19 protein-coding genes are annotated in these 23,001 nt (G+C 49.5%); 11 read left to right on the forward strand and 8 right to left on the reverse strand.

The window, feature by feature from the left end; translation table 11 throughout:
- From F0L74_RS24710 to F0L74_RS24735, 6 genes are read left to right on the forward strand one after another with little or no spacing between them, the layout of a single operon-like run.
- On the forward strand, positions 1 to 897 hold the full coding sequence (locus tag F0L74_RS24710; protein ID WP_188316148.1) for an ABC transporter ATP-binding protein: 897 nt from the start codon (positions 1 to 3) through the stop codon (positions 895 to 897).
- Between the two features lie 5 nt (positions 898 to 902).
- Complete coding sequence (locus F0L74_RS24715) at positions 903 to 1,679, forward strand: ABC transporter permease (RefSeq protein ID WP_149840587.1); 777 nt, start codon at positions 903 to 905, stop codon at positions 1,677 to 1,679.
- A 12-nt stretch (positions 1,680 to 1,691) separates the two neighbouring features.
- A complete protein-coding gene (locus F0L74_RS24720; protein ID WP_149840588.1) occupies positions 1,692 to 2,828 on the forward strand; it encodes a lanthionine synthetase LanC family protein in 1,137 nt (378 codons plus the stop codon).
- Positions 2,829 to 2,831: 3 nt separating this feature from the next.
- Positions 2,832 to 5,921, forward strand: coding sequence for a lantibiotic dehydratase (locus F0L74_RS24725; RefSeq protein ID WP_149840589.1), 3,090 nt, complete (start codon positions 2,832 to 2,834; stop codon positions 5,919 to 5,921).
- Between the two features lie 24 nt (positions 5,922 to 5,945).
- Entirely contained in the window at positions 5,946 to 6,884 is a 939-nt protein-coding gene (locus F0L74_RS24730) for a hypothetical protein (protein WP_149840590.1), read from the forward strand.
- Positions 6,871 to 8,418 carry a glycosyltransferase gene (locus F0L74_RS24735; protein ID WP_149840591.1) on the forward strand — a complete coding sequence of 516 codons (1,548 nt, stop codon included), beginning with the start codon at positions 6,871 to 6,873 and terminating at the stop codon, positions 8,416 to 8,418. The genes F0L74_RS24730 and F0L74_RS24735 overlap by 14 nt, the downstream gene beginning before the upstream one ends.
- A 46-nt stretch (positions 8,419 to 8,464) precedes the next feature.
- Here F0L74_RS24735 and F0L74_RS24740 read toward each other — a convergent pair whose 3' ends face one another.
- Both F0L74_RS24740 and F0L74_RS24745 read right to left on the reverse strand, forming a co-directional pair.
- On the reverse strand, positions 8,465 to 9,961 hold the full coding sequence (locus F0L74_RS24740; RefSeq protein WP_213087073.1) for an aminotransferase class V-fold PLP-dependent enzyme: 1,497 nt from the start codon (positions 9,959 to 9,961) through the stop codon (positions 8,465 to 8,467).
- Positions 9,962 to 9,977: 16 nt separating this feature from the next.
- A complete protein-coding gene (locus tag F0L74_RS24745; protein WP_149840593.1) occupies positions 9,978 to 10,640 on the reverse strand; it encodes a DUF4395 domain-containing protein in 663 nt (220 codons plus the stop codon).
- A 262-nt stretch (positions 10,641 to 10,902) separates the two neighbouring features.
- On the opposite strand from F0L74_RS24745, the gene F0L74_RS24750 reads away from it, so the two are divergent.
- Together F0L74_RS24750 and F0L74_RS24755 are read left to right on the forward strand one after the other, a co-directional pair.
- Complete coding sequence (locus tag F0L74_RS24750) at positions 10,903 to 11,853, forward strand: sensor histidine kinase (RefSeq protein WP_246197807.1); 951 nt, start codon at positions 10,903 to 10,905, stop codon at positions 11,851 to 11,853.
- Positions 11,846 to 12,523, forward strand: a complete 678-nt coding sequence (locus F0L74_RS24755; RefSeq protein ID WP_149840595.1) for a LytR/AlgR family response regulator transcription factor — start codon at positions 11,846 to 11,848, stop codon at positions 12,521 to 12,523. The genes F0L74_RS24750 and F0L74_RS24755 overlap by 8 nt, the downstream gene beginning before the upstream one ends.
- Positions 12,524 to 12,552: 29 nt before the next feature.
- Here the strand turns inward: F0L74_RS24755 and F0L74_RS24760 are convergent, their stop codons facing one another.
- The 4 genes from F0L74_RS24760 to F0L74_RS24775 form a co-directional block, all read right to left on the reverse strand.
- Entirely contained in the window at positions 12,553 to 13,845 is a 1,293-nt protein-coding gene (locus F0L74_RS24760) for an epoxide hydrolase family protein (RefSeq protein ID WP_149840596.1), read from the reverse strand.
- A 130-nt stretch (positions 13,846 to 13,975) separates the two neighbouring features.
- Positions 13,976 to 14,914, reverse strand: a complete 939-nt coding sequence (locus tag F0L74_RS24765; protein WP_149840597.1) for an NmrA family NAD(P)-binding protein — start codon at positions 14,912 to 14,914, stop codon at positions 13,976 to 13,978.
- A gap of 138 nt (positions 14,915 to 15,052) precedes the next feature.
- A complete protein-coding gene (locus tag F0L74_RS24770) occupies positions 15,053 to 15,868 on the reverse strand; it encodes a helix-turn-helix domain-containing protein (RefSeq protein ID WP_149840598.1) in 816 nt (271 codons plus the stop codon).
- Between the two features lie 69 nt (positions 15,869 to 15,937).
- Complete coding sequence (locus F0L74_RS24775) at positions 15,938 to 16,954, reverse strand: SDR family NAD(P)-dependent oxidoreductase (protein WP_149840599.1); 1,017 nt, start codon at positions 16,952 to 16,954, stop codon at positions 15,938 to 15,940.
- 162 nt (positions 16,955 to 17,116) lie between these two features.
- Here F0L74_RS24775 and F0L74_RS24780 point away from each other — a divergent pair, with 162 nt between their 5' ends.
- Positions 17,117 to 17,365: a hypothetical protein gene (locus F0L74_RS24780; protein WP_149840600.1), complete on the forward strand. Its 249-nt coding sequence runs from the start codon at positions 17,117 to 17,119 to the stop codon at positions 17,363 to 17,365.
- A 125-nt stretch (positions 17,366 to 17,490) separates the two neighbouring features.
- On the opposite strand, the gene F0L74_RS24785 is transcribed toward F0L74_RS24780, so the two are convergent.
- Together F0L74_RS24785 and F0L74_RS24790 are read right to left on the reverse strand one after the other, a co-directional pair.
- Complete coding sequence (locus tag F0L74_RS24785; RefSeq protein ID WP_149840601.1) at positions 17,491 to 19,512, reverse strand: T9SS type A sorting domain-containing protein; 2,022 nt, start codon at positions 19,510 to 19,512, stop codon at positions 17,491 to 17,493.
- Between the two features lie 192 nt (positions 19,513 to 19,704).
- Entirely contained in the window at positions 19,705 to 20,868 is a 1,164-nt protein-coding gene (locus F0L74_RS24790) for an acyltransferase family protein (RefSeq protein WP_149840602.1), read from the reverse strand.
- A 244-nt stretch (positions 20,869 to 21,112) separates the two neighbouring features.
- Here F0L74_RS24790 and F0L74_RS24795 point away from each other — a divergent pair, with 244 nt between their 5' ends.
- Both F0L74_RS24795 and F0L74_RS24800 read left to right on the forward strand, forming a co-directional pair.
- Positions 21,113 to 22,327 (forward strand): amidohydrolase family protein, encoded by a 1,215-nt coding sequence (locus F0L74_RS24795; protein ID WP_149840603.1) that lies wholly within the window; start codon positions 21,113 to 21,115, stop codon positions 22,325 to 22,327.
- A 67-nt stretch (positions 22,328 to 22,394) separates the two neighbouring features.
- Positions 22,395 to 22,994, forward strand: coding sequence for a hypothetical protein (locus tag F0L74_RS24800; RefSeq protein WP_149840604.1), 600 nt, complete (start codon positions 22,395 to 22,397; stop codon positions 22,992 to 22,994).
- The last annotated feature ends 7 nt before the right edge of the window (positions 22,995 to 23,001 follow it).

The raw sequence follows: 23,001 nt of genomic DNA on the forward strand, positions 1-23,001 counted from the left end.
ATGATAGCAATAGAAGACCTAACCTTTTCCTACCCTGGCAAAAAGCCTGTTATAAATGGCCTCAACCTCCACGTGGACGGCGGCGCGATCTATGGTTTTATAGGCGCCAACGGAGCCGGAAAAAGCACTACTATACGGAACATGCTGGGACTGTTGGAACCCCGGCAGGGAAAAGTATATATCATGGGTAAAGAAATTTCAACGGCAAAGCTGGAGATCATGCAAAAGACAGGGCACCTGATCGACGCGCCAGCCTTCTACGGCCACCTTACCTGCCTCGAAAACCTGCAACTGCTGCACTGTTATTACAAATTTGATCGTAGCCGTGTGGAAGCTGTGCTCAAAATGACCGGTCTCTGGGAACAACGGCGCCTCCTCTTCAGCAAATGTTCCACCGGCATGAAGCAACGGCTCAGCATTGCCCGCAGCATCATCCACCAACCAAAGCTATTGATACTCGACGAACCACTGAACGGCCTCGACCCGGAATGGGTAGTAGCCATCAGGAACCTGCTGAAGGAGATCAACCAGCAGGGAACCACTATATTCTTTTCCAGCCACCTGCTGAGCGAAATGGAAAAACTGGCTACGCATGTAGGCATCCTGAAAGATGGGCATTTAACGCTCGAATTGCCCATGCAAACACTGCTTGCCCAACATCAGCAACTACAGGTCACCATTTTCCTGGATCGTACGGAGCAACTGCATACCCTGTTTAACAATGGGCATATACAGGTAAAACAAACCTTTAACGATAACAGCGCCACCTTCCGGCTGGATAATAAAACGCAACTGCATCTGCTGCTACAGACCCTTATTACAAATAACTACCGTATCCTGGATCTTAACACTGACCAGCCAGGGTTGGAAGAAATATTCCTTCATTATAATAGTTGAAAAATATGCCTGATAGGTCAACTGCATTTATAAAAGCAGAAACGCTAAAATTACGGCGGGTACATAGCCTGCATCTCCTTTATATATTCCCCGTTCTGCTGGCTATTATTGCCATGTTCGTTTTCATGAAGGAATCCGCGGGTATGGACCCGGAGGTCAACCCGCGGCTAACCTTCCTTTACCGGCTTTATTTTGGTTTCTATACCTATTTCTCGCCATTGACCATGGGATTGCTCGTTTTCTCCATGCTGCAAATGGAACATAAGGGTAAAACCTGGGAAAGTGTTTTGCTGCTGCCTATTCCCAGGTACCAGCTTTACCTGGGTAAATTGATGGTAACCAGCACCTGCGTGCTTTTTTATGTGACGGTATCCTGGCTTAGCTACCGCCTGGCTATCCAGGTACTGGCGGGCATGTACCCGCAATTGCCTTTTGCCGATTACAGCGATGGGATAGAAACAGGGCTTTTTTTCCTGCGGTTTGGGCTGGTGCTATGGATGCTGGCTGTTATTTTCTTTAACGTTTACCTGTATCTGCCTAATGCGCTCTTTGCTTTAGGTGGAGCCTTTTTTGTGCTTACCGGCTCGTTCCTGCTGGTAAAACAGCATTGGGCTATTTATTTCCCGTTTGCCTATCCGTCTATTGTATCCAAAACATACGGGATCACGCGCTTCTGGGACAAACCTGTTGTGCTCACGCTCGTCTGGCTGCTCGTGGCCGGCACCGGGGGCATGCTCTTTTTTGCAAAAAGCGGGAAGGCCGTTCATCGTTTAACCAATTAGTTCTCCATAAAAATGAAAAGATTGCAAGCGATACAGGAAGGTATCCACCAACATATCCTACATGTTCAGGAGCAGCAATTCTTTGGCCTCCTGGGCGGCGGCATGGGTAATGTATTACTGGCACTTATGGCCAATATCAACGATTTTCCCTATTCGGAATATATTGAATCATCTTATTTATCAAAGCAGCAGCTCCCTTATAAGACTTTTTCGGCTGGCACAGCCGGGATCAACTGGGTCTATACCATACTTTATAAACGGGGCATACTGGATAAGGATGATTATGATTTCCTCTGTAGTGACGACACTGACCTGCAAGAATTTGCGCTTTCAGAAATAAAACAGGAAAATTATGATTTTCTCCATGGCGCCCTGGGCGTAGCCTGGTACCTGCTGGCTAAATATGAGGAGCAACAGCATGCGCCATTTTTTGCCGCCTTCTTTGCGGAGCTTCATAATATATTGTTAACCGGTGAAGAGTATACGATCAAATCCAAAGATGGAAAGATAAATATAGGTCTGTCACACGGTATTACCAGCATCTTAAAATTCTGCCTCCAGGCCTATAAACAATCCGTTTGTCGCCAGGAGGCTCTCCTGATAGCAGATGCGATCATCCGGTTCCTTATGAACAACCGGAATACAGACATGAGTTATTCCCATTTCCCATATGTTGTACATACAGACAAAAAGGATGAGTCTTCCCGCCTGGCCTGGTGTTATGGCGACCTGGGGATCGGTATCATATTACTCCAGGCCGCTGCCCTGCTAGATCGATCCGATGTCCATGAGTTTGCCGTTACCTTGCTTTTACACAGCGCCGGCCGGCGGTCTCCGGAAGCTACCGGCGTAAAGGATGGCGGCCTTTGTCATGGCACGGCGGGCATTGCTTATATGTTCCAGAAAGCGCACAGTTATGTCCGGATGCCTGCTTTTAGCGAAGCCGCCGGCTACTGGATGCAGCAAACCGTGGACTATGCGATAACCGGTGAGGACGGCACAATCACCTACACGATGTTCAAAGGCGAGGGCAACGAATATACCCCCAACCGCTCCCTGCTGGAAGGATCAGTGGGCGTGGGGCTCGCCATGCAAAGTTATCAGTCCGGCGAATTTGATTGGGACTATTGTATCATGTTAAATGATTGACCTATGGCATATTTACCCTACACAAAGGTGCTGATGCGCACGCCCCTGAAGAGTTACGCGAATATACAAGAGGATATCCTGCTCAACGATGATCTTTTTGAAGAAGGGCTGTATCTGAGCTCCCCCGAATTCTGGGCGGAATTTAAAAAGTACCGGGAAGGCGGCGCCAAAAACCAGAAACTGGAGCACACCGCGCTTAAATACTGGATACGTTCCTGTATGCGCTGCACCCCTTACGGTACCTTTGCGGGAAGCATGCTGTTAAGCACAGGCCCCGGCACGGAGATAATATTGAGGCCGCAATCTGCACATAGGAAATTTCTGCGGCTGGACACCAATTTCCTTACTACAATACTGCAGGGCCTTAGCCGGCTTCCGGTTATCCGCCAGCAGCTGCACTATAGTCTTAATAATAGCCTTTACCTTGCAGGCAATACTTACCGCTATGCCGAATACCGGCTGCAGCATACTGCACGGGTGTACGAATTAACAGCAGCAGAACGTACCCGCTTCCTGGATGCAGTAATTGCTTTGCTCCAAACACCCCAAACCTTACAGGCGTTACAGGATATGCTGGAGCGCTCATTCCAGGCCCCTCCTGCCGCTGTTGCGGAGTATTTACAGGAAATAGAGCAGGCGCAGATAATTATTTCAGCGCTGGAGCCCGCCATCACAGGCGAAGACCCACTGAAGAATTGTTTGCAATTGCTCAAGACCCTGAACGGCATACCAGATATCTACAGCTTTCTTTCCGGCCTTTACGAACAGTTAAGCAATCCCGCTGCCGGCACTAGCTTTTACAGCACCCTGGAGGAAAAGCTGAAACAGCTGCCATTCATAGCGAGCATGCCCAAAACGCCTTTTCAGGCAGACCTGTTTATGAATACCAGCGCAGCAATGATAGACCAGGAACTCATTGCTAACCTGAGCAGCGAGATCGGCGAGCTAAAAGCGTTCAGCCGCATGAATCAAACCAGGGACCTCGAAAACTTCAAGTCGAAGTTCCGCGATACTTACGAAGATGCGGAAGTGCCCCTCAACATTGCACTGGATGCAGACCTGGGTATAGGTTACGGCAGCGTACAGACGGCAGGCTCCGGGGCGCATGATTTTGTAGGTACATTGATGCTGGGCAATAACGATCCCGCAGACCAACAGATCACCTACGACACGCTGCATAGATTTATATTCAGAAAAACGCTGGAAGCCATCCGGCAGCAGCAAAAGGAAATAGTGATCACAGAAGCTGACCTCAAAACGATCCAGGATCCGGCAACAAGCAACTTCCCTGCCGGCCAGTTCGTGCTGGGAAGCCTGATGAAAATAGCCGGCAGGCTGGATAAGGACAATTTCCAGTTCCACCTGAAAGCATTTGGCGGCTCCTCCGGAGGAAACCTGCTGGGCCGTTTCTCCGCAGGGGATGCTGACATAGCGGATCTTTTGAAGGAGATCCTCCAAAAAGAGGAAACATTACACCCGGATATATTATTTGCAGAGATCGTACACCTGCCACAGGCAAGGATAGGCAACATACTCATACGCCCGGTATTACGGAAATACGAGATCCCCTATATAGGAACATCCGGTATACCCGCTGCCATGCAAATACCTATCAATGACCTGATGGTGAGCGTACAACGGAACGAGGTGGTGCTGCGCAGTATCCACCACAATAAACGGGTAATGCCTTGTCTTACCACCGCGCATAATTATTCCAATGGCGCACTCCCCATGTATAAATTCCTTTGTGATCTGCAGCTACAAGGCAAAACATCCTATTCCTGGGATTGGGGCGTATTCGCCGGCGAACAGTATTTACCAAGGGTCGTATTTAAACACATCGTTATAAAACCCGCCAGCTGGAAAGTAACCGTCCAGGATATCAGCGATCTTTCCGAAGATCACCGGGATATTTGCCACTATTTCGAAAACTGGCGGAACAAATATGATATGCCACAACAGGTCATTATCAAAGAATCAGATAATGATCTGCTGGTAAATTTTTCTTTCCCCGCTTCCGCCCAACTTTTTGCCGCATACCTGAGAAAGAAAAAAGAGCTGCGCCTGGAGGAATTCCTCTTTAGCCCTGACGAAGCCGTAGTACATGACGAAGCCGGACAGCCATACTGCAATGAACTCATCATACCGTTGCTGGATACTACCCATTCCCGGCCGCTATTTCCCGCAACCGTACGCACACTCCCGGAACCTGTTAAAAGACAATTCGCACCGGGCGACAACTGGCTTTATCTGAAAATATATACCGGCAACAAGCAGGCGGAAAAGATCCTGACCCAGCAGCTGCTGCCATTTGTAAAAGAGGGCAGATCACAGGGTCTTTTTGAGCATTGCTTCTTTGTACGGTATTTTGATACGGCCGCCCACTTGCGCATAAGATTTTATAACAGCGACCCCGCTATGAACGGAACGCTACATACCGCCCTGGCCAACCTGCTACAGCCCCTGATTGCCGGCGGCACCATCAGAAAGATCCAATTTGACACCTATCAGCGGGAACTGGAACGGTATGGTAATAACACCATGAGCGAATCCGAACAGCTTTTTGGCGCGGATAGCCTGGCCGTGCTCGAATTCCTGGAACTGCTGCAGGGGAATGATGAAAAATACCGCTGGCTATTTGCTATGCGGGGAATTGATGCCCTGCTGGAAGACTTTGACCTGTCGCTCCCAGAAAGGAACGAATTAATGGAACAGATCAGGAAAGGGTTTTTCCAGGAATTTGGAGGCCATGCCTTTCTGCTGAAACAATTGAACAACCAATACCGGGACAACCAGCAATTTATCACCGCGCACATGAATAAACATAAAGACACGGATAATGAAATAGAAGAGATAGCTAACCTGCTGGCGGCAAGGTCGGAGAGTAACGCTGCTATCATCAGGCAGATCGTAGAAAAGAAAGAAAAGGAAGAGATCCTTTCCCTGCTGCCCAGCTATATCCATATGTTCATGAACCGCCTGTTCATTGCCCAGCAAAGGAAATGCGAGCTGGTCGTATACCATTTCCTGGAAAAGTTCTATAGATCCGCTATCGCGCTCAACAAAAAGGACAAACTGAAACTCCAGCAATAACTTATGCATATATCCCCCTCATCAATGAATGATCAATCAATAACCCGGTTCCGGAACACCCTGCCCACAGGGCCATTGGATCATCGCTATAATAGCAATGAAATGATTGTATCCTATAATGAATACAACAACATTTCCGTGCAACACCATCCCCCGGAGGACAAGCTGATCCTCTCCTATATATCTCCCGGGGGCGCCAACATGGAAACCATGCTGCATATTATCTCCGTATTCAATATCATGAGCGAGGAGATCCATGTTTACTGCCCATCATATCTTATCACGCAGGTGCAGGAATATAGCAATGCGCATATCGTATTGCACAATATCGAAATGGTCCCGGAGATACAGACAAATATTATTCTCACCTATGGCCTGGATGCGCTCTACTTTCTGAAACAGGGCATCCCCCTGTTTATCATAGGCCCGTATGGGCTGGGAGGATGGGTAACGCCGGATAACTTCCCCTTCCTGTCCCGGGAGGGCTTTATGGGACGTCCCGGCGGTACGCGCTGGGAACCGATCCCCGCCATAATGCTAAAGGAAGAATTGCTGGTTTTTAAAGCCGCTGAGGACCGGGCAGCTATCTATGAAGAAAACAGCACGCTGGCCGCCGCTCTCCCCTATCTACCGGCCAGCCAGGCCGCGGCGCTGATTGATAAGATAAAAGCCCGCAGGGAAGACCTGGATCATCATGAAAAAAGATGGCCCCTGGTACCCGCGCTCGCATCCAATATCAGCGTCGTAGCAGAAAACGACCTGCTCTATTTCAGAAGGCTCTATATCAATGACACCATTGCCACATTGCCGGCGGAAGGAGCGGATCTTTTACGCCTTTTTGATGGTATGGCAACTTTTAAGGAAATTTATGAACAGGCAGCCATGGAAGAAGCAGATTTTTGGGAACTGATACATGCCTTATTGGATAAAAAAATAATTGTGCTCACACATGCAGATCTATAAAAAACCTATTCTGGAAGATTTCCTGGATGTAAGCATCATTATACCCCTGCAGGAAAAACTGGAAACATTCCGCCGGCTGTTGCCCATTAACCAAAGCAAACTGCAAAGGAACGGCGTAGAAGTAGTGGTCGTGTTATATAATGAGGCAACGGCGCAGGACCTGATCGCTCTTATCCAGGATTACCCAACCATCAACTGGAAGATCATAGCGGCCGGCAGCGATAACTACTGTACGGCATTAAATACCGGCATCCGCCGGGCTGCCAACCAGTACATCATGACAATGGACCCGGCCGCGGAATTATATACGGATGTGATCTACCAATGCCGCTACATGCTACAGCATCATCCTGCCGGCTTTGCGGCAGCATCGGGGATCACAGCTTCTATAGACGTGCCCATCCACTCAAAGAATCTTTTTTCGTACAGGCATACGGCTTACAGCAGTATTATGGTCCTGAAATCAGCGGTGGAAGAGATCCAGGGATATGATACCTCCTGCCTGCCATCAGCCGCCCACGGCAACCTGGCCAGCAGGCTGCAGCTGACAGGCGCCAAACAGATCATGGTACAACAGGCCCTGGTTATACAGCGGTTTACCGGGCACGATAACCAAACGCCGGAAACACCGCCGGACCTTGCGGCCCTTATAAAAAAAATGCGCTATCCTCCCCGTGCGCTGCCCACCGGTAATAGCTGGGAACAATCTGCGGGTAATGTATTGTCCGACTGGAAACAGGCAAAAAACAACCAATACAGCCAGCAATTGTTAACCGGCATCTGTACCCACCACTACATTATGCCCCAGGCATTTGAAAAGCAGTATAAGGTCATCGCCCTTATCCAGACCAGGAATGAAAGCAATCATATACCGGAGGTGCTGCATCACCTGTGCAGCCATTGTGATGGCATCATACTGCTGGATGATGGCAGTACCGATGACACCTATGAAAAAGCAGCTTCCGAAAAACTGATCCTCAAGGCAAAAAAAGCCTACAAAGGCTATTTCGACGATCTGGCCAACCGTAACCAGCTTTTGCAGCTGGGCTACCTGTTTAATGCGGACTGGTTTTATTTTATGGATGCAGACGAAAGATTTGCCTATTACCCGGACATAAGCGACATGATGCAGGATGACCGGGTAGATGTGATAGGGTTTAAACTATCCCATCTCTGGAATAGCGACACCCATTACAGGACTGATCTGCCGGAGGGCAAGGACGGCGTGCTGCACAGGTACCGTATGTTCCGTAACAAAGGCTTTGCGCAGATCATTGCAAAACGGGAGCTGCACTTTCCCAGTGTTCCCTACAGGCAACATATGTCAATGGCCAATGTGCTCATCAAACACTATGGGCTGATGGATAATGCCACCCGGGCAAGAAAGTACGATAGCTATCGTTCCCAGGATAGCGATGGAAAGAAACAGGGATACAATTATGACTATTTGCTGGACGAATCACCTGTGCTGGCGTCCTTCCAGGACCTTGTCGAAGCACTAAAGCAGCAACCTGTGTATTATAAACCCGGCTGATCCGGACGGTCATATAGGGGCAGGTAAGGCGGATCCGGTTAAACGCTCACCAACCACTGGTATCAAACCAGGACTCCACCCTTCCCTGCCCCAATGTTTTCATCCCCTTAAAGCAATACTCATTCGTATGCGGATCATAGTCGTAATCCTTTCCCCACTCCGGTATATTATGCACCGTCATTTCAATGGCATCCAGTATAAACGTTATCTCTGCATTGGTCATGATGGGGTGAATGGATAACCTTACCCAACCGGGTTTGCCTGACAGATCCCCCCGGCGGATAGCATCCAGTATGGCATAAGACCGCGGCTTATCCACCTGCAGCAACATATGCCCGTAGGTACCGGCACAGGAACAGCCGCCCCTTAGCTGGATCCCATACCGGTCGTTAAGCAGCTTTACGACCAGGTTATAATGCGCGCCTGCTACTATAAAAGACACCACTCCCAGGCGCTTTGTTATCTCCGGCTCCAGTACCATCACCTGCTTTATTGCTGACAGCCTGGAGAAAATAATGGCCAGCAGCTCCTCTTCCCGTTGCCGCATATTAGTTACCCCCATGGCCTCTTTTAGCCGGATGCACATTGCTGCCTTGATACCCTGTAAAAAGGGTGGCGTTCCGCCATCTTCCCGCTGTTCAATATCAGGCACGTAGGCATGCACTTTCCAGGGGTTACTGTAATGTACAGTGCCACCGCCGGGATGATCAGGTATCGCATTCCTGTAAAGACCCTTATTAAAGATCAGTACCCCCGGCGTACCCGGACCGCCCAGGAATTTATGCGAAGAGAAATAAATAGCATCCAGCCAGGCCCCGGGCCCCTCAGGATGCATATTAATGTCACAATAAGGCGCTGCACAGGCAAAATCAACAAAACATAGCCCCCCATGCTGATGCATCAACTGCGCTATCTGGTGGTAGGGTGTTTCAATACCGGTAACGTTCGAACAGGCTGTTACAGCCGCTATTTTATGGGGGTGATGTTTGTACTGCTCCAACAAGGCGTCCAGGTGTTGCACATCCACATTCCCGTTCTCGTCAGATCCAATGATCTCTACCCTAGCCAGGGTCTCCAGCCAGCTGATGTGATTACTATGATGCTCCATATGGGTCACAAAAACAACCGGCCGCGAGGGCTCATCATGAAGCGCCAGATCAGCGTAATCCGCCAGCCGCTCCGGCGCCCGTAGCCCCATGATCCGTTGCAGCTTGTTGACGGCGCTTGTCATGCCGCTGCCGCAAAACAGCAGCACATCTTCTTTACCGGCATTCACATGCGCTTTTATGATCCTTTTGGCTGCTTCGTAGGCCTCAGACATACAGGTACCGGTTACAGTAGTAGTGGTATGGGTGTTACCCACGAACGGCAGCACCTGTTGCCGGATACATTTTTCAATGGGCCCATAAGCCCGTCCGCTGGCGGTCCAGTCCGCGTAAAGGATTCGCTTTCCGCCAAAAGGTGATTCAAAGACCTGCTGGCCGCCGATGATCTGCTCACGGTACACCGCAAAATAGTCCTCCAACCCAGTCTGGTATGGCATAGGTAACGGGTACATATTATTTGGATTTAACGGTGGAAGGGGCTTTAAACAGATCATGGGGCGGCTTGCTGAACTGCTCATTCAATAAACGGGGCGCAAGGAAAAGCGATCCTATAAATAAAGCCAGCAGCACCAGCTGTGCCACAGACACTTTCTGGATGGCCTGTTTATTTTTAGTATCACATACCTCTCCGGGGCAATGCTGCGCCTTTTTCCTGAAAAAGACCGGGTACAGTAAACAGCCTAAACAGATCCCAAAAGACGCTTCAAAGAACAGGAATAACAAACAAATCATGCATACGGACCCGGTGATAGGGCTGTAGGCATTCTCGATCAAAAAGTAATAGAACATACTGGCAGACAGGATGATGCCAATACTCCAGGCAAACCGCTTCTGGCTGGCGCCCACATATTCAGGCGTTTGGTTACGGACCATCAAACGCCCCAGGATCATCATGGGCGAAAACCGGGGGTTGATAAATACGCGTATCAGCAGGTCGAGCAGGAAAAATACAATGACATATTTTATCGGTATAAAATTGCCATCAAAAAGGATAAACATCAGGGATGTATAAGTGGCCAGGAAGAGTATGCCGGCAGCGGCCCTGATCTCCCGTTCATTCAATACGGGTATATCATACCCATCCACCTTTTCGCCGAATTGTATAAACTTGTTCATGCTGTATTGTTTTATTGGTTGCTAACAGCACAATATTAGCATATCAGGTTTGTTGCCATTATGCCATGTCAACAAACAACAGATCATCGTAAACGAACATCAGATTTGGGTCAACCGTTGGAACCGATTAGGTGAAAGAAAAATATTTATCGACATTTACCCCACCAATAACAGCATGAAAAAACTATCAGACATAAAGCAGCTTAAATTATACCTGTGGTTAGGAGCGGTTTTTTTGTGCCTACATCTAATTAGCTATACGGTGCAGGGTGAGAGCGACCTGCCGTTTAGATCCATCAACGAAACCTGGTTAGTGCTCTATTTAACGGCGGCCAACTGCTGGCTATTGGAATACAACGTACCCAAACTAAGCTGGCGCAAGCCTTTCAGATCGATCCTCCGGTTGCTGGCAGCGGTCTTTATTTATTCCATGGGATTATTTATCTGGCGGCAATTGGGCGTTACACTGCATATCTTCCACCCGCTGGGCGCCCCCATCGAGATCTCTGAAAGATTGAGCATCCTCACCGGCCACAGTGCTTCTTCCATCTTCTTCTTCGCCCTCGTCAGGCATATCTTCAACCATATAAAACTAAAGCAGGACGCCCAGCAATTGCGTATCGCCAGCCAGCAGGCAGAGCTCAACTATCTGAAATCGCAGACCAATCCGCATTTCCTGTTCAATACCCTCAATAACATCTATTCACTGGCCAGGGATAAATCAGACCTGGCGCCGGAATCCATCCTGCGCCTGTCTAAAATACTACGTTATATGCTGTACGAAACCAGCGGCCCATATATCGCTATTGAACAGGACCTTAAAATTATTGATGATTATATAGCGCTGGAGAAACTGCGTTATGATGAAACGCTGCGGGTAAGCTTTAATCACGACCTGGAGAATATGAAGCAGTCCTTACCGCCGCTGCTGCTCATCCCCCTGGTGGAGAACGCCTTTAAACACGGGGTTTCAGAAACCAGGGACCGCCCGTTTGTCGATATACATCTGGCCATAAAGGACCGGCAGTTATTATTTATCGTAAAAAACTCCACCGGCGATCCTGCCGGTGAGAACAAAACAAAAGCCAACATAGGGCTTTCCAATCTGCGCCGCCAGCTGGAGCTGCTGTATACAGACTATAGCCTGGAGGTGCAACAGGAAGCATTTGTGTTCACCGCTACCCTAAAAATTAACCTTGCCACCCATGTCTAAGATCAGGTGCATTATCATAGAGGACGAGCCACTGGCGGCTAAAGTACTCCGCGACTATATATCGGAAGTGCCGTTCCTGGAGCTGCAAAAAGTATTTAAAGACGCCATCCTGGCATCGGAATTCCTGCTGCAGCAGGATACTGATCTTATATTCCTGGATATTCATCTGCCAAAACTAAAAGGCATGGCTTTTCTAAAAACACTGGCCAATCCGCCCGCGGTTATTGTTACCACCGCCTATCATCAATATGCCGTGGAAGGGTTCAATTTAAACGTAACGGATTACCTGCTAAAGCCATTTGAATTTGAGCGGTTCCTGACCGCTGTTAATAAAGTCAGCGCAGAACAAAAAAAGATAGCCAACGAGGCCAGGGACTTTATTTTTGTGAACGTGCAAAAGCGTAAGGTACGCATCCTTTTTTCAGAGATCCTTTATATTGAAAGCCAGCGGGAGTACATAAAGATCGTTACTACCCGGAATGAGTACATCTCCAAGATGAGCACCAACGAGATCGAAGAGCTCTTACCACCGGACGCATTCAAACGCGTACACCGTTCCTTCATTGTGGCCGTTAATAAGATTGAGTCCTATACCGCTGAAATGGTAGAGATGAACGGCATCTCCATTCCAATAGGAAGAGGATACAAGGATGTAATAGATAAACTATAGTTACACGCCCCTGCTATGATATCATTCAATTAACGCAGTGATCTAAATGACGCCCGTAATTCTTCCGTAAAAGCCTTTGGTTGTTCCCATGCCGCAAAATGACCGCCTTTAGCCAGCTTATTGTAATGGATCAGTTTAGGATAGGCCTGTTCTGCCCAATTCTTTGGCGCGGCATAGATCTCGTCCGGGAATACGCTTACCGCCACTGGAATGGTCAAATGCCGGGGATCAAAAAAGCCGCCTTTCGCGTTTTGTGCAGTTTCCCAGTAGAGCCGGGCAGATGATACGCCGGTATTTGTGAGCCAGTACAGCGTAATATTGTCAAGGATATCATCCTTTGTAAGACCCTCTGATTGGCCATTAAAAACACGCGCAATCAGGGAATAGCTACGCGCATCATGGTCCAGGATCCAGCCTGCCAGGCCAACGGGCGAGTCTGCAATGCCATACAGCGTCTGCGGCCTTAAGGCCATTTCGTTGGCATAGCCCAGCCCTTTCTTATAGAAAAAGTCCAGCTGTTCGTAGGCGTTCTTTTCATCTGCGGAGAGACCGGCCGGCGCAGGACCGCCTGTTGCCAATGCCTTAGAAATATCTGCCGGTACCGTGGCGGCCATGTTGGTATGGATGCCCAGCAGTTCCGGAGGCGCCATCAATGCCATCGTTTCGGAGATCGCATTGCCCCAGTCGCCACCCTGTGCTACATATTTGTTGTATCCAAGGCGCTTCATCAGCACGATCCAGGCCTTAGCAATATGGGCAGGGTCCCAGCCGGTGGCAGTGGGTTTACCAGAAAAGCCATAACCCGGGATGGACGGTATCACTACATCAAAAGCGTCCTCCGCCTTTCCGCCATAGGCAGTGGGATCCGTGAGCGGGCCAATGATCTTCAGCTGTTCAATAATAGAGCCGGGCCAGCCGTGCGTGATAATAACGGGTAAGGCATTTTTGTGTTTAGACTTTACATGGATGAAATGTATATCCACCCCGTCTATATTTGTTACAAACTGTGGTAATGCATTCAGCCGGGCCTCCACTTTACGCCAGTCATAGTCCGTTGCCCAGTATTGGGCCAGCGCCTTCATGGTAGCCAGCTGTACGCCCTGCGATTCATCTTTTACAATCTCTGCTTCCGGCCACTGCGTAGCCTGGATCCGGTGTTTAAGGTCAGCCAGCTTTTCTTCCGGCGCCTCAAAATGGAAAGGGCGGATAGCCTCGTTTGCGGTGGATGTAGCAGCGGTTCCCGTTTGTGCGTTGCTAAAAACAGCTGGCATCATAAGAGCAGCCACCAGGGTAGCTGCAAGGGTAATGTTACGTACTTTCATTGTTCAATATTTTAAAGTTTTTAGAATCTGACGTGAAAGTACCCATGCAGGTGGTCATGGGGATAGATCAAACAAGCCGGGCATGCAAAATTGTGCTCGAAACAGACATTTCCACAGGCAAACCAGGCGGTCACTTTCCGTTTACCGTTACCCTGGTAAACGCATCCGCGTACATTTTCACAAAATCATACATACTCATTGGCCCCTTGCCGGTGAGCTTAAACAGGTCGTCCGTTAAACGGTCATATGCCCCCTGCGTGTGCAATTCCGCCATTACCCCCAGGTGGTGCAGCAAATGCGCCGGCACGCCAAACGCGCGTAATTTGTCCGTCCAACCGGAGATAGATACATCCCGGTAACGGATGGGCCGGCCAAGCGCTTCAGAAAAGATCTGCGCGTAACGCTCCAGCGTAGCGGACTCCGGTCCCGTCAGGTTGTAAATACGCCCTATATGCGGCGCGGGATCCTCCAGGATCACCGCTACCGCCCGCGCCACATCCATGGCGGAGATGGGCGAGGTCTTGCTGTTGCCGAGCGGTAGTACTAACTCATCGCTTTCCTGCACGCCGCCGGCGGCCAGCCGCAGAAAGAAACTTTCCATGAAAACGGTGGGCCTTACGGTAACAACCGGCAGGCCAGACCAGGACAATGCCTGCTCTGCCAGCCAATGCAGCTTATGCTGCGGGCTATTGGTAGTTTCCGTAATGCTCATCTGGGTAACCGTCATCTGCGACATATTCACAAACACTTCCACGCCATGGTGGCGCGCCACCGCGGCGGTATTAACCGTGGCTTCCAGGTAAGCGGCAGATACGGACATCCCAAAATAGATACGCGCGCAGCCTTCTATCGCGCGGTGCATGGAAGCCAGGTCAGTAAGGTCTCCGTGTATCACCTCCGCGCCCAGCTCACGCAGGGCCTGGGCACGCTCGTCCTCACGGCGTACCAGGGCACGTACCTGATGCCCGCCCGCAATCAGCATAGCGGTTAAATGGCGGCCAATAGCGCCTACATCACCGGCTGCTCCAGTTACCAGGATCGGAGGGTTGACTCCGGGTCTTGTTATCATATTATTTGCTTTTAAGGGGTGAACGGTACGCCTGTCTTACTGTAGCTGCATGGTAGTTGCTCCAGACATTTGAGGTTAGTTTCCGCGATCTGCTACATAAAAATAAAGAATTCCCGGCGCTAAGCGGCACTTATATTGTTAATCCCTGTCTTTGAACAGCGCGTTGGGAGGATAGCCAAAATGGCTTTTAAACGCATAGGAGAAATGCGACAGGTTCTCAAACCCTACTTCAAAATATACATCCGTAGGTTTCCGTTTCTTTTCCGCTATCTGGTAATGTGCCAGCTCCAGCCGCTTTTCCGTAAGCCATTTTTGCGGGGTGGTATTAAAAGTCTTTTTAAAATCCCTTCTGAAAGTAGCCAGGCTACGGCCGGTAAGATAGCCAAACCTGTCCAGCGTCATATTGAACATGTAATGGCGCTCCATAAAGTCCGTGAGGTCTATTTTACCCGGCTCTTCAAAATCAGCCAGTAACCCATCCATAGCTTTATCGATCGATCTTAATATGCTGATGGCTTCCTCAATTTTGATGGCCGCCAGATCCGGCGGCAGGTCATCCCCCAGGTCAAAATAAGGGATCAGCGATGCCAGGCAGCTTTCCAGCAGCGGATGTTTTGAAAAACGATATACTTTCTGCAGGGGTTGTAATTTACCAACAGCGGTATGCCGGGTATAGAATTCCTTTAACCGCTCTTTGGTGAGATGCATGGCCACCGTTTTATGCGGTTTTCCATCCCTGGGGTAGTTGATAATAGTAGCCAGCTGGTTCCGTGGAATAAGAAAGATATCGCCGGCGCCAAAGATATGGGTCGCATCTGCCTGGATGATCTTTGTTTCGCCAGATATGAACCAAACCAGCATATGATGCTCGAACATCACTTCTGTCTTAAACAATTTGCCCTCAAACAGCGCCAGTTTAATATCCGGGGTGATATATTTTGTTTCAAACTCCATCGGCTTAAATTTACAAAAATTAAAACAAGCCGGATAGGGTATCCGGCTTGCCGCTACGCTTGATGTTCATCAGTTGGCCGGGAACGATACGCCGGTCATTTCTTCGCTCAGGGTCCATAATTTCTCCGCATTTCCAGCATCCACCGCATAAGGTTTTACGCCCCGCAGCGTGGCAGGATCGCCATAGTTATGGGCAATATTCCCTTTGTCTAATTCAGCCACATCCGCATTTTCGCAATACACCCCGCCAATACCGTTCAACTGTGGGCTGGTAGCGCACCATACGGATGTGGCAGCGCCCTGCTCCACCGTTTTAAGCCGGGCTGCTACTTCAGGGAAGATCTCCCCGTTGGCATCATGCGTGCCCATTTGCTGAAATAGTTCCATGGGCGCCACACGGCCAAGATCAGTACCAATGACAGATCCGGGATGTAATGAAAAAGCGCGCACGCCCACCGCTTTACCGCGGCGATCAAGCGCCACCGCAAAAAGATTATTAGCTGTTTTGGATTGTCCGTAACCCTGTAAGGTTTCATAAGGGCGGGCCTTAAAATTGGGATCATCAAAATCAAAAGGCGCTATCTGGTGGCCAAATGAAGATACATTCACCACCCGTGCGCCATTTGCCTGCTTTAAAGCAGGCCACAGCCGAGCGGTTAACTGAAAATGCCCCAGGTGATTGGTGGCCAGCTGCGATTCATAACCGCGTTGATCCCGTTGCAACGGCACCCACATAATACCGGCATTATTCACCAGGATATGCAGGGTATCATGGGCGGCCAGGAAGGTGGCGGCAAACGCATCTATAGACGCGGGATCCATAAGGTCCATCTTTTCAATACGTACGTTGTGCAAACCCTGTAAGTTAGCGGTAGCCTTCTGTATATCCCGGGCGGGCACCACCACTTTTGCGCCGGCCGCCACAAAAGTTTTTACTGTTTCCAGGCCTATACCGGCATAACCGCCGGTAACAACCGCTGTTTTACCAGTAAGGTCAATGCCATTTATAACATCGTGGGTAGTGGAGCTGGCGTTAAAACCGGAGCCAATGGGCTGTTGCAACGCGCCGTTATAATTGTCTTTCATTTGTATGTTTTTTACAAGACAAAACTAACGACGGCGTTATGAACCCATTTTGTTTAACGCGTCAAAACAGTTTGTTTAAAACGTCATTTTGGAGCGGGTAAACAGCAGGCGGATCTGTTGTTATGCCCAGGATACGTACCTTTGCAGTATAATTTCAATACCATGGACAACAGAGAGACCATCCCCACCGGCGGCAGCTTTTACCCCCTGGTGACAGAACTATTCCAGCAAAGGAAAAAAGTGGCCATCTTATATGACGATAATGGCGTTACCCGTGCAAACGGTCTTATTGAAGAGATCTTTGACCGGGACGGCAAACAATGGTTACGGCTGGATAACCAAACGGAGATCCGGATCGACAAACTGTACGCCGTAAACGGCACTTTTTCTTCGGATTATTCGGAATGTTAACCCTATTTCCCGCGCAGTTATAATCACTGCTATCAACACATGTAGCAGCAGGCATAGCTGCAGCCAATAAACAGCAAAGCCGCATAGACCATATGATCTATGCGGCTTTGTCCTTATGCTACACCTTAAAGATGCAGCAACTTCAGCGTGCCTACTAACTGGCTGGTAGTTTCGTCATAAATATTCAACAGATACAATCCTTTACCTACATTCCTATCGACCGTTAACACTACCCTGGACTGGTTTACCACCCGCTGTATCAATACGGGTCTGCCCTGCTGATCGGATAATGACAGGAGGAACGTGCCTTCTGCCGGCAACCCGGCCACCGTAAATTGCCCGTCAAACGGGTTAGGCGATGCATGCAGCGCTTCTTCTCCATTAGGTCCCATCTTCTGCTGCGACAGCGCCATCAACGGCTGCGGTGCGGTAACTGTAAAACTGCGGGTCAGCGAGATGGAATCCAGCGGATGCGAAAAGCTTACCTGCAACTGATGTACGCCTGGTGTTAGACCGGCCGGATCAATAACAAAAGCGCCTTTCTCCGTTAGCGGCAGCAGGGTGGTATTGTCCAGCAGCACTTTTACCTCCGTGTGCCAGCGGCTGGGTGGGTAATTCACAATCAATACCGTATCGGGATTACCGGCTGTGCTGTACTGCGTTTTCAGCGTGCGCAGTAAAGGCTGTGCATCGAGTACCGGGTATACATGCAGGGCTACAGCAGTATCATAAGAATAAGTAACCCCATTAAAGCCCTGCCATTGCAGCGTATCCACGCCTACAATGCCGGGGTTGGGCGTATATTTCATGTTGTTCAGCTCATCACGGGTTATTTCATTGCTCCTTTCCCAATAAACCACCTGCCCATTTACGGTTAACTTGCCATACCTGGGCTGGGAACTGATCTTTACTTTGCCCAGCTGTCCCGGGCCGCTTACCGGGCCGGAGAAATGCTGGATAAAATCATCCGCGCTGAATTGCATGGAGCTGCCCATAAACCCGCTTTTGTCAAACGGCTGCACATTCATCACCAACGTAGTATCCGGGTTCATCTTATACAGCACATTGCGCAGGCTCATAAACCAGGTATCCTCCTCAAAGAAAACGCGATCGTAGGAGGTTGTAATAAGCCGCTTATTACCAACACGCGGACAATAATACATGCCGGTAGGCAGCCTGTCCTTACGCACCATTATATCGCCATTGGGCGACAGGCCCAGGATCGAGGTCTGGACGTAGTCATCCCAGCGGCCTCCTTCTTCAGAAAAGGCCAGGCGCTCGTTACCAATGGAGTCTCTTACGTAGGTCCAGCTTTTTGCAGATGCCTCTCCATCCTGCCTGGTCACATATGCCGCGTATCCGCCGTTGATACTCAGCTCATCATCAATAACCGGGAATTCGTACTCACCCAAATAGGCCAGCGTATCCACCCTGGTCCCATCATTAAATGCCAGCCAGGTACCCGCCATACTTCGCGCTGTATAAAGTACCTTTCCATTATCTGCCTTTGGCCTTTCCATGTTAACAGGGGTTCCTGCGCCATCTGTCATGATCGTTTTTACCCCACCCTGGTAGGCATATGTTATTTGCGTTGAATTCAGCTCAACCTTATCATACAACAGCATTCCCTCTTTAGATAAGGCTATGTCCGAGGCTACACTGTCTTCCACCAGCGTCACCTGTTGCGTGGCAAGGTCTTTAAGGTATAAGGAATCCCTTATCACGATGGAAGGTGTTGAAGGTGTTGGCGCGCTCCTGACCCAGGCCAGGTAGTTGCCCGCTGTTCTTACTGCAAAGCCGCGGTCATCCAGCAAACTTAATACGCCCTGCCGCCATTCATATAGCCCGCCAGCCTCCGTTGCCACGCTAAATATTGCCCCGGAAGGCGTTAACTGGGCATTACTGACTTTGTAGGGGGCTACGCCCAGCAACTGCCCCAGGGGAATAGCCGTACTGGTATGCTGCTGCAGATCCACAATGTAGTAGGTAGTGTCCTTTAGGGTCAACAGCCGGTGGCCCTTCAGATCTTTTAGGGTAGACCCGTTTTCCGCTGTATAATATTCCGTCAAATAGGGGTTATTGTCAACCTGGGCATAGGACGACAGCCCGCATAACAGGAAAATAAAAAAGTGGTAGACTTTTTTCATGATGAAGAGGTGGTTTGATGATAAAATAAAGATTGGTCAGGGTAACTGGGTTCTCTACCTGTGACAAACAGTTTCATTACTCGCAATAAATATACAATCTCTTATACTATATAGGTTTACTTATAGCAGTAGCTCCTTACAACAGATAGAAGCATGATCCCTTGTTTTAGTAACAGGCCCCGGGGCAGCGGCTTATATCCTGGTTTTGATCACGCTGATCTTTTGTTTGATCTCAAGGAAACGTTTTTCCAGCAATTGATAAGAAGCATAAGAGATCACCGCCGTAAATAACAGGCAGGTAAGCGGATATATAACATCATACACTATAAAAGAACCCGCCGGGGCCTTCAACACCCTTACAAACAACAGGATCGTTAGCTGGCACACCACCGTATGATACAGGTAGATACCATAGGATATTTTCCCCAACATCCTCAGCAGGGGCTGCTCAAAATTAACAACAGACCGCTCAGCAACCGCAGCCAGTATGATGTAACAGAACAGTGCCGCCGCCAGCCCATGACCAAAGAAGTAGCGGAAAGTTGCCGGCAACGGAAATATATTCATTGCAAACAGTAGGGCCACCGTCCACATTATCCATTGCGCCGCCTTATGGAATAACCGCTCATAGATCATCTTGTACCGCCCCCGGTTAAAAAAGAACCAGGCGCCCAGCATTCCCATTCCAAATAGCTCTAGGCCGTTCAGGATAAACACATAGTTGATGAGCTTCATCCGGTGCTCCGTAATATACCCCTGCGCCATCAATACAAAGAACAGTGTTTTGGTAAGCATACTAACGGCTACCAGTATACCAAATAACTGCAGGATCCTTTTATTGTAACGCCGTATGAGCCAGGGCCATCCCAGGTAAAACTGCTCTTCCATACATACAGACCAGGTAATCTCTGCTATCCCTTCGTTATATTTAAAGAACGCAAGTTGCATATTCACCGCAAATAATACCAGGAACAGCAGGTTAATGAGGGTCATCTGCCAATCCGGCGCCTGGTTATGTATACCCAGCCAGCCGGGTACAACAGGAAAAAGCAGGGTAACAGAAAGCCCGTAAAAAAAATACAGCGGCCAGATACGGAGGATACGGCGTATGTAAAAGTTCCTGATGTCAATGGTGCTGGTCCGCCGCTGTTCTTCCATTAACAGGTAAGAGATAAGGAACCCGCTCAGTACAAAGAACAGGTTTACCCCCAGCAGCCCAAATTGTTTTGTGTACTCATAATAAACAGCAGACACACCCTCCACCGCATTCTGCTTGAAGAATTCAGCATGATGGATCAATACAAGGAAGGCCGCAATAAATCTAAGGCCATCCAGATTTTTAAAATAAACTTTCATCGTTGCCGGGATCACGCTATCAGTACAGCCAAAAGTCTGAGAAGATGCTTTCCATAAAACTGGATTTTGTAGCTATTGGGTTGAACGTTTCGTTCTCTCAATTTACGCCAATTGGGGGGCTATTCCGGTAGTTTTTTTTATATAATTTATATATTTTCTTCAACCATCGGGGCTGCTATTAAAGCAGGTACGGCTAAAAATTATTTAAATTACAACCCATTCCACCAATAACACCGCCTCCAATATGGGTAAGATCTTATTCGCCGTACTGTTGCTTTTCACCCTGCCATCCATGGCCCAGGACCTTGTTATCAGCGGCGCCGTAGTATACGCCAGCCCGCAATCCCAACCGCTTGCCAACGCCGTGGTGGTTGTGCGTAACGGTAAAATAGCGCAGGTAGGTAAAAGCGGTGCGGTAACCATTCCGCCCGGTATCCCCCTTATCGACGCCCATGGTATGTTCCTCACAGCGGGCTATTGGAATAGCCATGTGCATCTTATCGAGCCTAAATGGATGGGCGCCGATACGATCCCGGGGGCGCGGCTCACCGCCCAACTGGATGATATGTTGAACAGCAGGGGCTTTACCCATATTTTTGACCTGGCGGAGTTTAACTTTGACAACCTGAAAGCGCTACGCGCCCGTATTGATAAAGGCGAGGTACCTGGCCCGGCCATCCGTGCGGTGGGCATTCCTTTTACCCCGCTGAACGGCAGCCCGTTTTATATAAAGCCATTGAAGCTGCCGGAGATAGGTGATCCTGCATCAGCCGCCCGCTATGTGGAAGAGCAGATCAGCGCCGGCGCCCAGGGCATCAAGATCTGGTCCGCCTCCCCTAACGGACGGATGGTAGTGCCCATGCAAATAGCCGTGGCCAAAGCGGCCATCCGTGTTGCCCATGAGCATCACCTGCCGGTATTTGCCCATCCCACTTCAGATACCGGCGTGGCAGTAGCCATTGCCAGCGGCGTGGATGTTTTGGCGCACACCGCGCCAGACGAGCATCATGACTGGCCGCCAGCTACCATTAAGGCCTTGCTGAAGGCTAATATTGCATTGATACCTACCATGAAACTTTTCCCCTGGGAACTGCTCAGGATGAAGGTTGACACTGCCAACAATCCCCTCATCACTACTACCCTGCAACAACTGGGCGCCTTTGCCAAAGCCGGCGGTACCATCCTGTTTGGAACAGATGTAGGTTATATCACAGACTACAGCACAGAAGGCGAATTTGCCATGATGAGCAGGGCGGGGCTGGATTTCCGCGGCATCCTCCAGTCGCTCACTACCGCTCCCGCAAAAAAATACGGCCTGGATAAAACCACCGGCCGCATAGCGCCCGGCCTGGATGCTGATATTGTATTGCTCAGCGCTGATCCCGCCCTGGATAGCCAAAACTTTGCAAAAGTGGCTTATACCATCGCCAAGGGAAAGATCATCTACCGCCGCCCATAACGGTGGCGGCTATCCAATATGATTAATATCCTTATCTTGCGCATCAGATCAAAATCCTATGCCTGTGATGCCTATTGCACCACACACCGCTTTTGAATTACACCTGACCATCCATGACCTGCCGGCACACGCAACAGCCGCCTTCGCCAGCCGCTGTGCACAGCTGGATGCAAAGCCCATGCTGATAGAACTGGCCCGTGGACAGTATATCCATCAACCTATGCTCAACAAGGTGATATACGCCTCTTCCCTGCAGGTGGCAGTAGCCACCGCGGAGACCTTATCCCGATCCTTACAGGCAAATAATTTCCATTTAAAACGCCTTAAGATAGAGATCCCTGCTTTTGATGCAGATGGCTGGACGGATATACAACCTGGTTTTACGCCCTATTTTGAATGGCATGGAAAAGTATCCTTTACCAACACCGCAGCCCTGCTGGCCCTATGCACAGCACACCAGGTGCACCTGTCCTTAAACGCACTCAAAAAAGAAGCAGGTACCCGCTTTGTGACCCTCCGGGAATTTGCCTCCCGCCAGGTATTTGAAGCGCGCCTGCAGCTATTGGCTACAAAACTGGAACAGGGCGGCTGGCCTATCCTCAAACAGCAGGCGGAATACTGTATTTACGATAACAATATCATACTGGACAACGGCTGGTTGTCCTGAAAAAATA

Origin of the sequence: Chitinophaga agrisoli (genome assembly GCF_008386695.1) — a bacterium.
Lineage (GTDB): Bacteria > Bacteroidota > Bacteroidia > Chitinophagales > Chitinophagaceae > Chitinophaga > Chitinophaga agrisoli.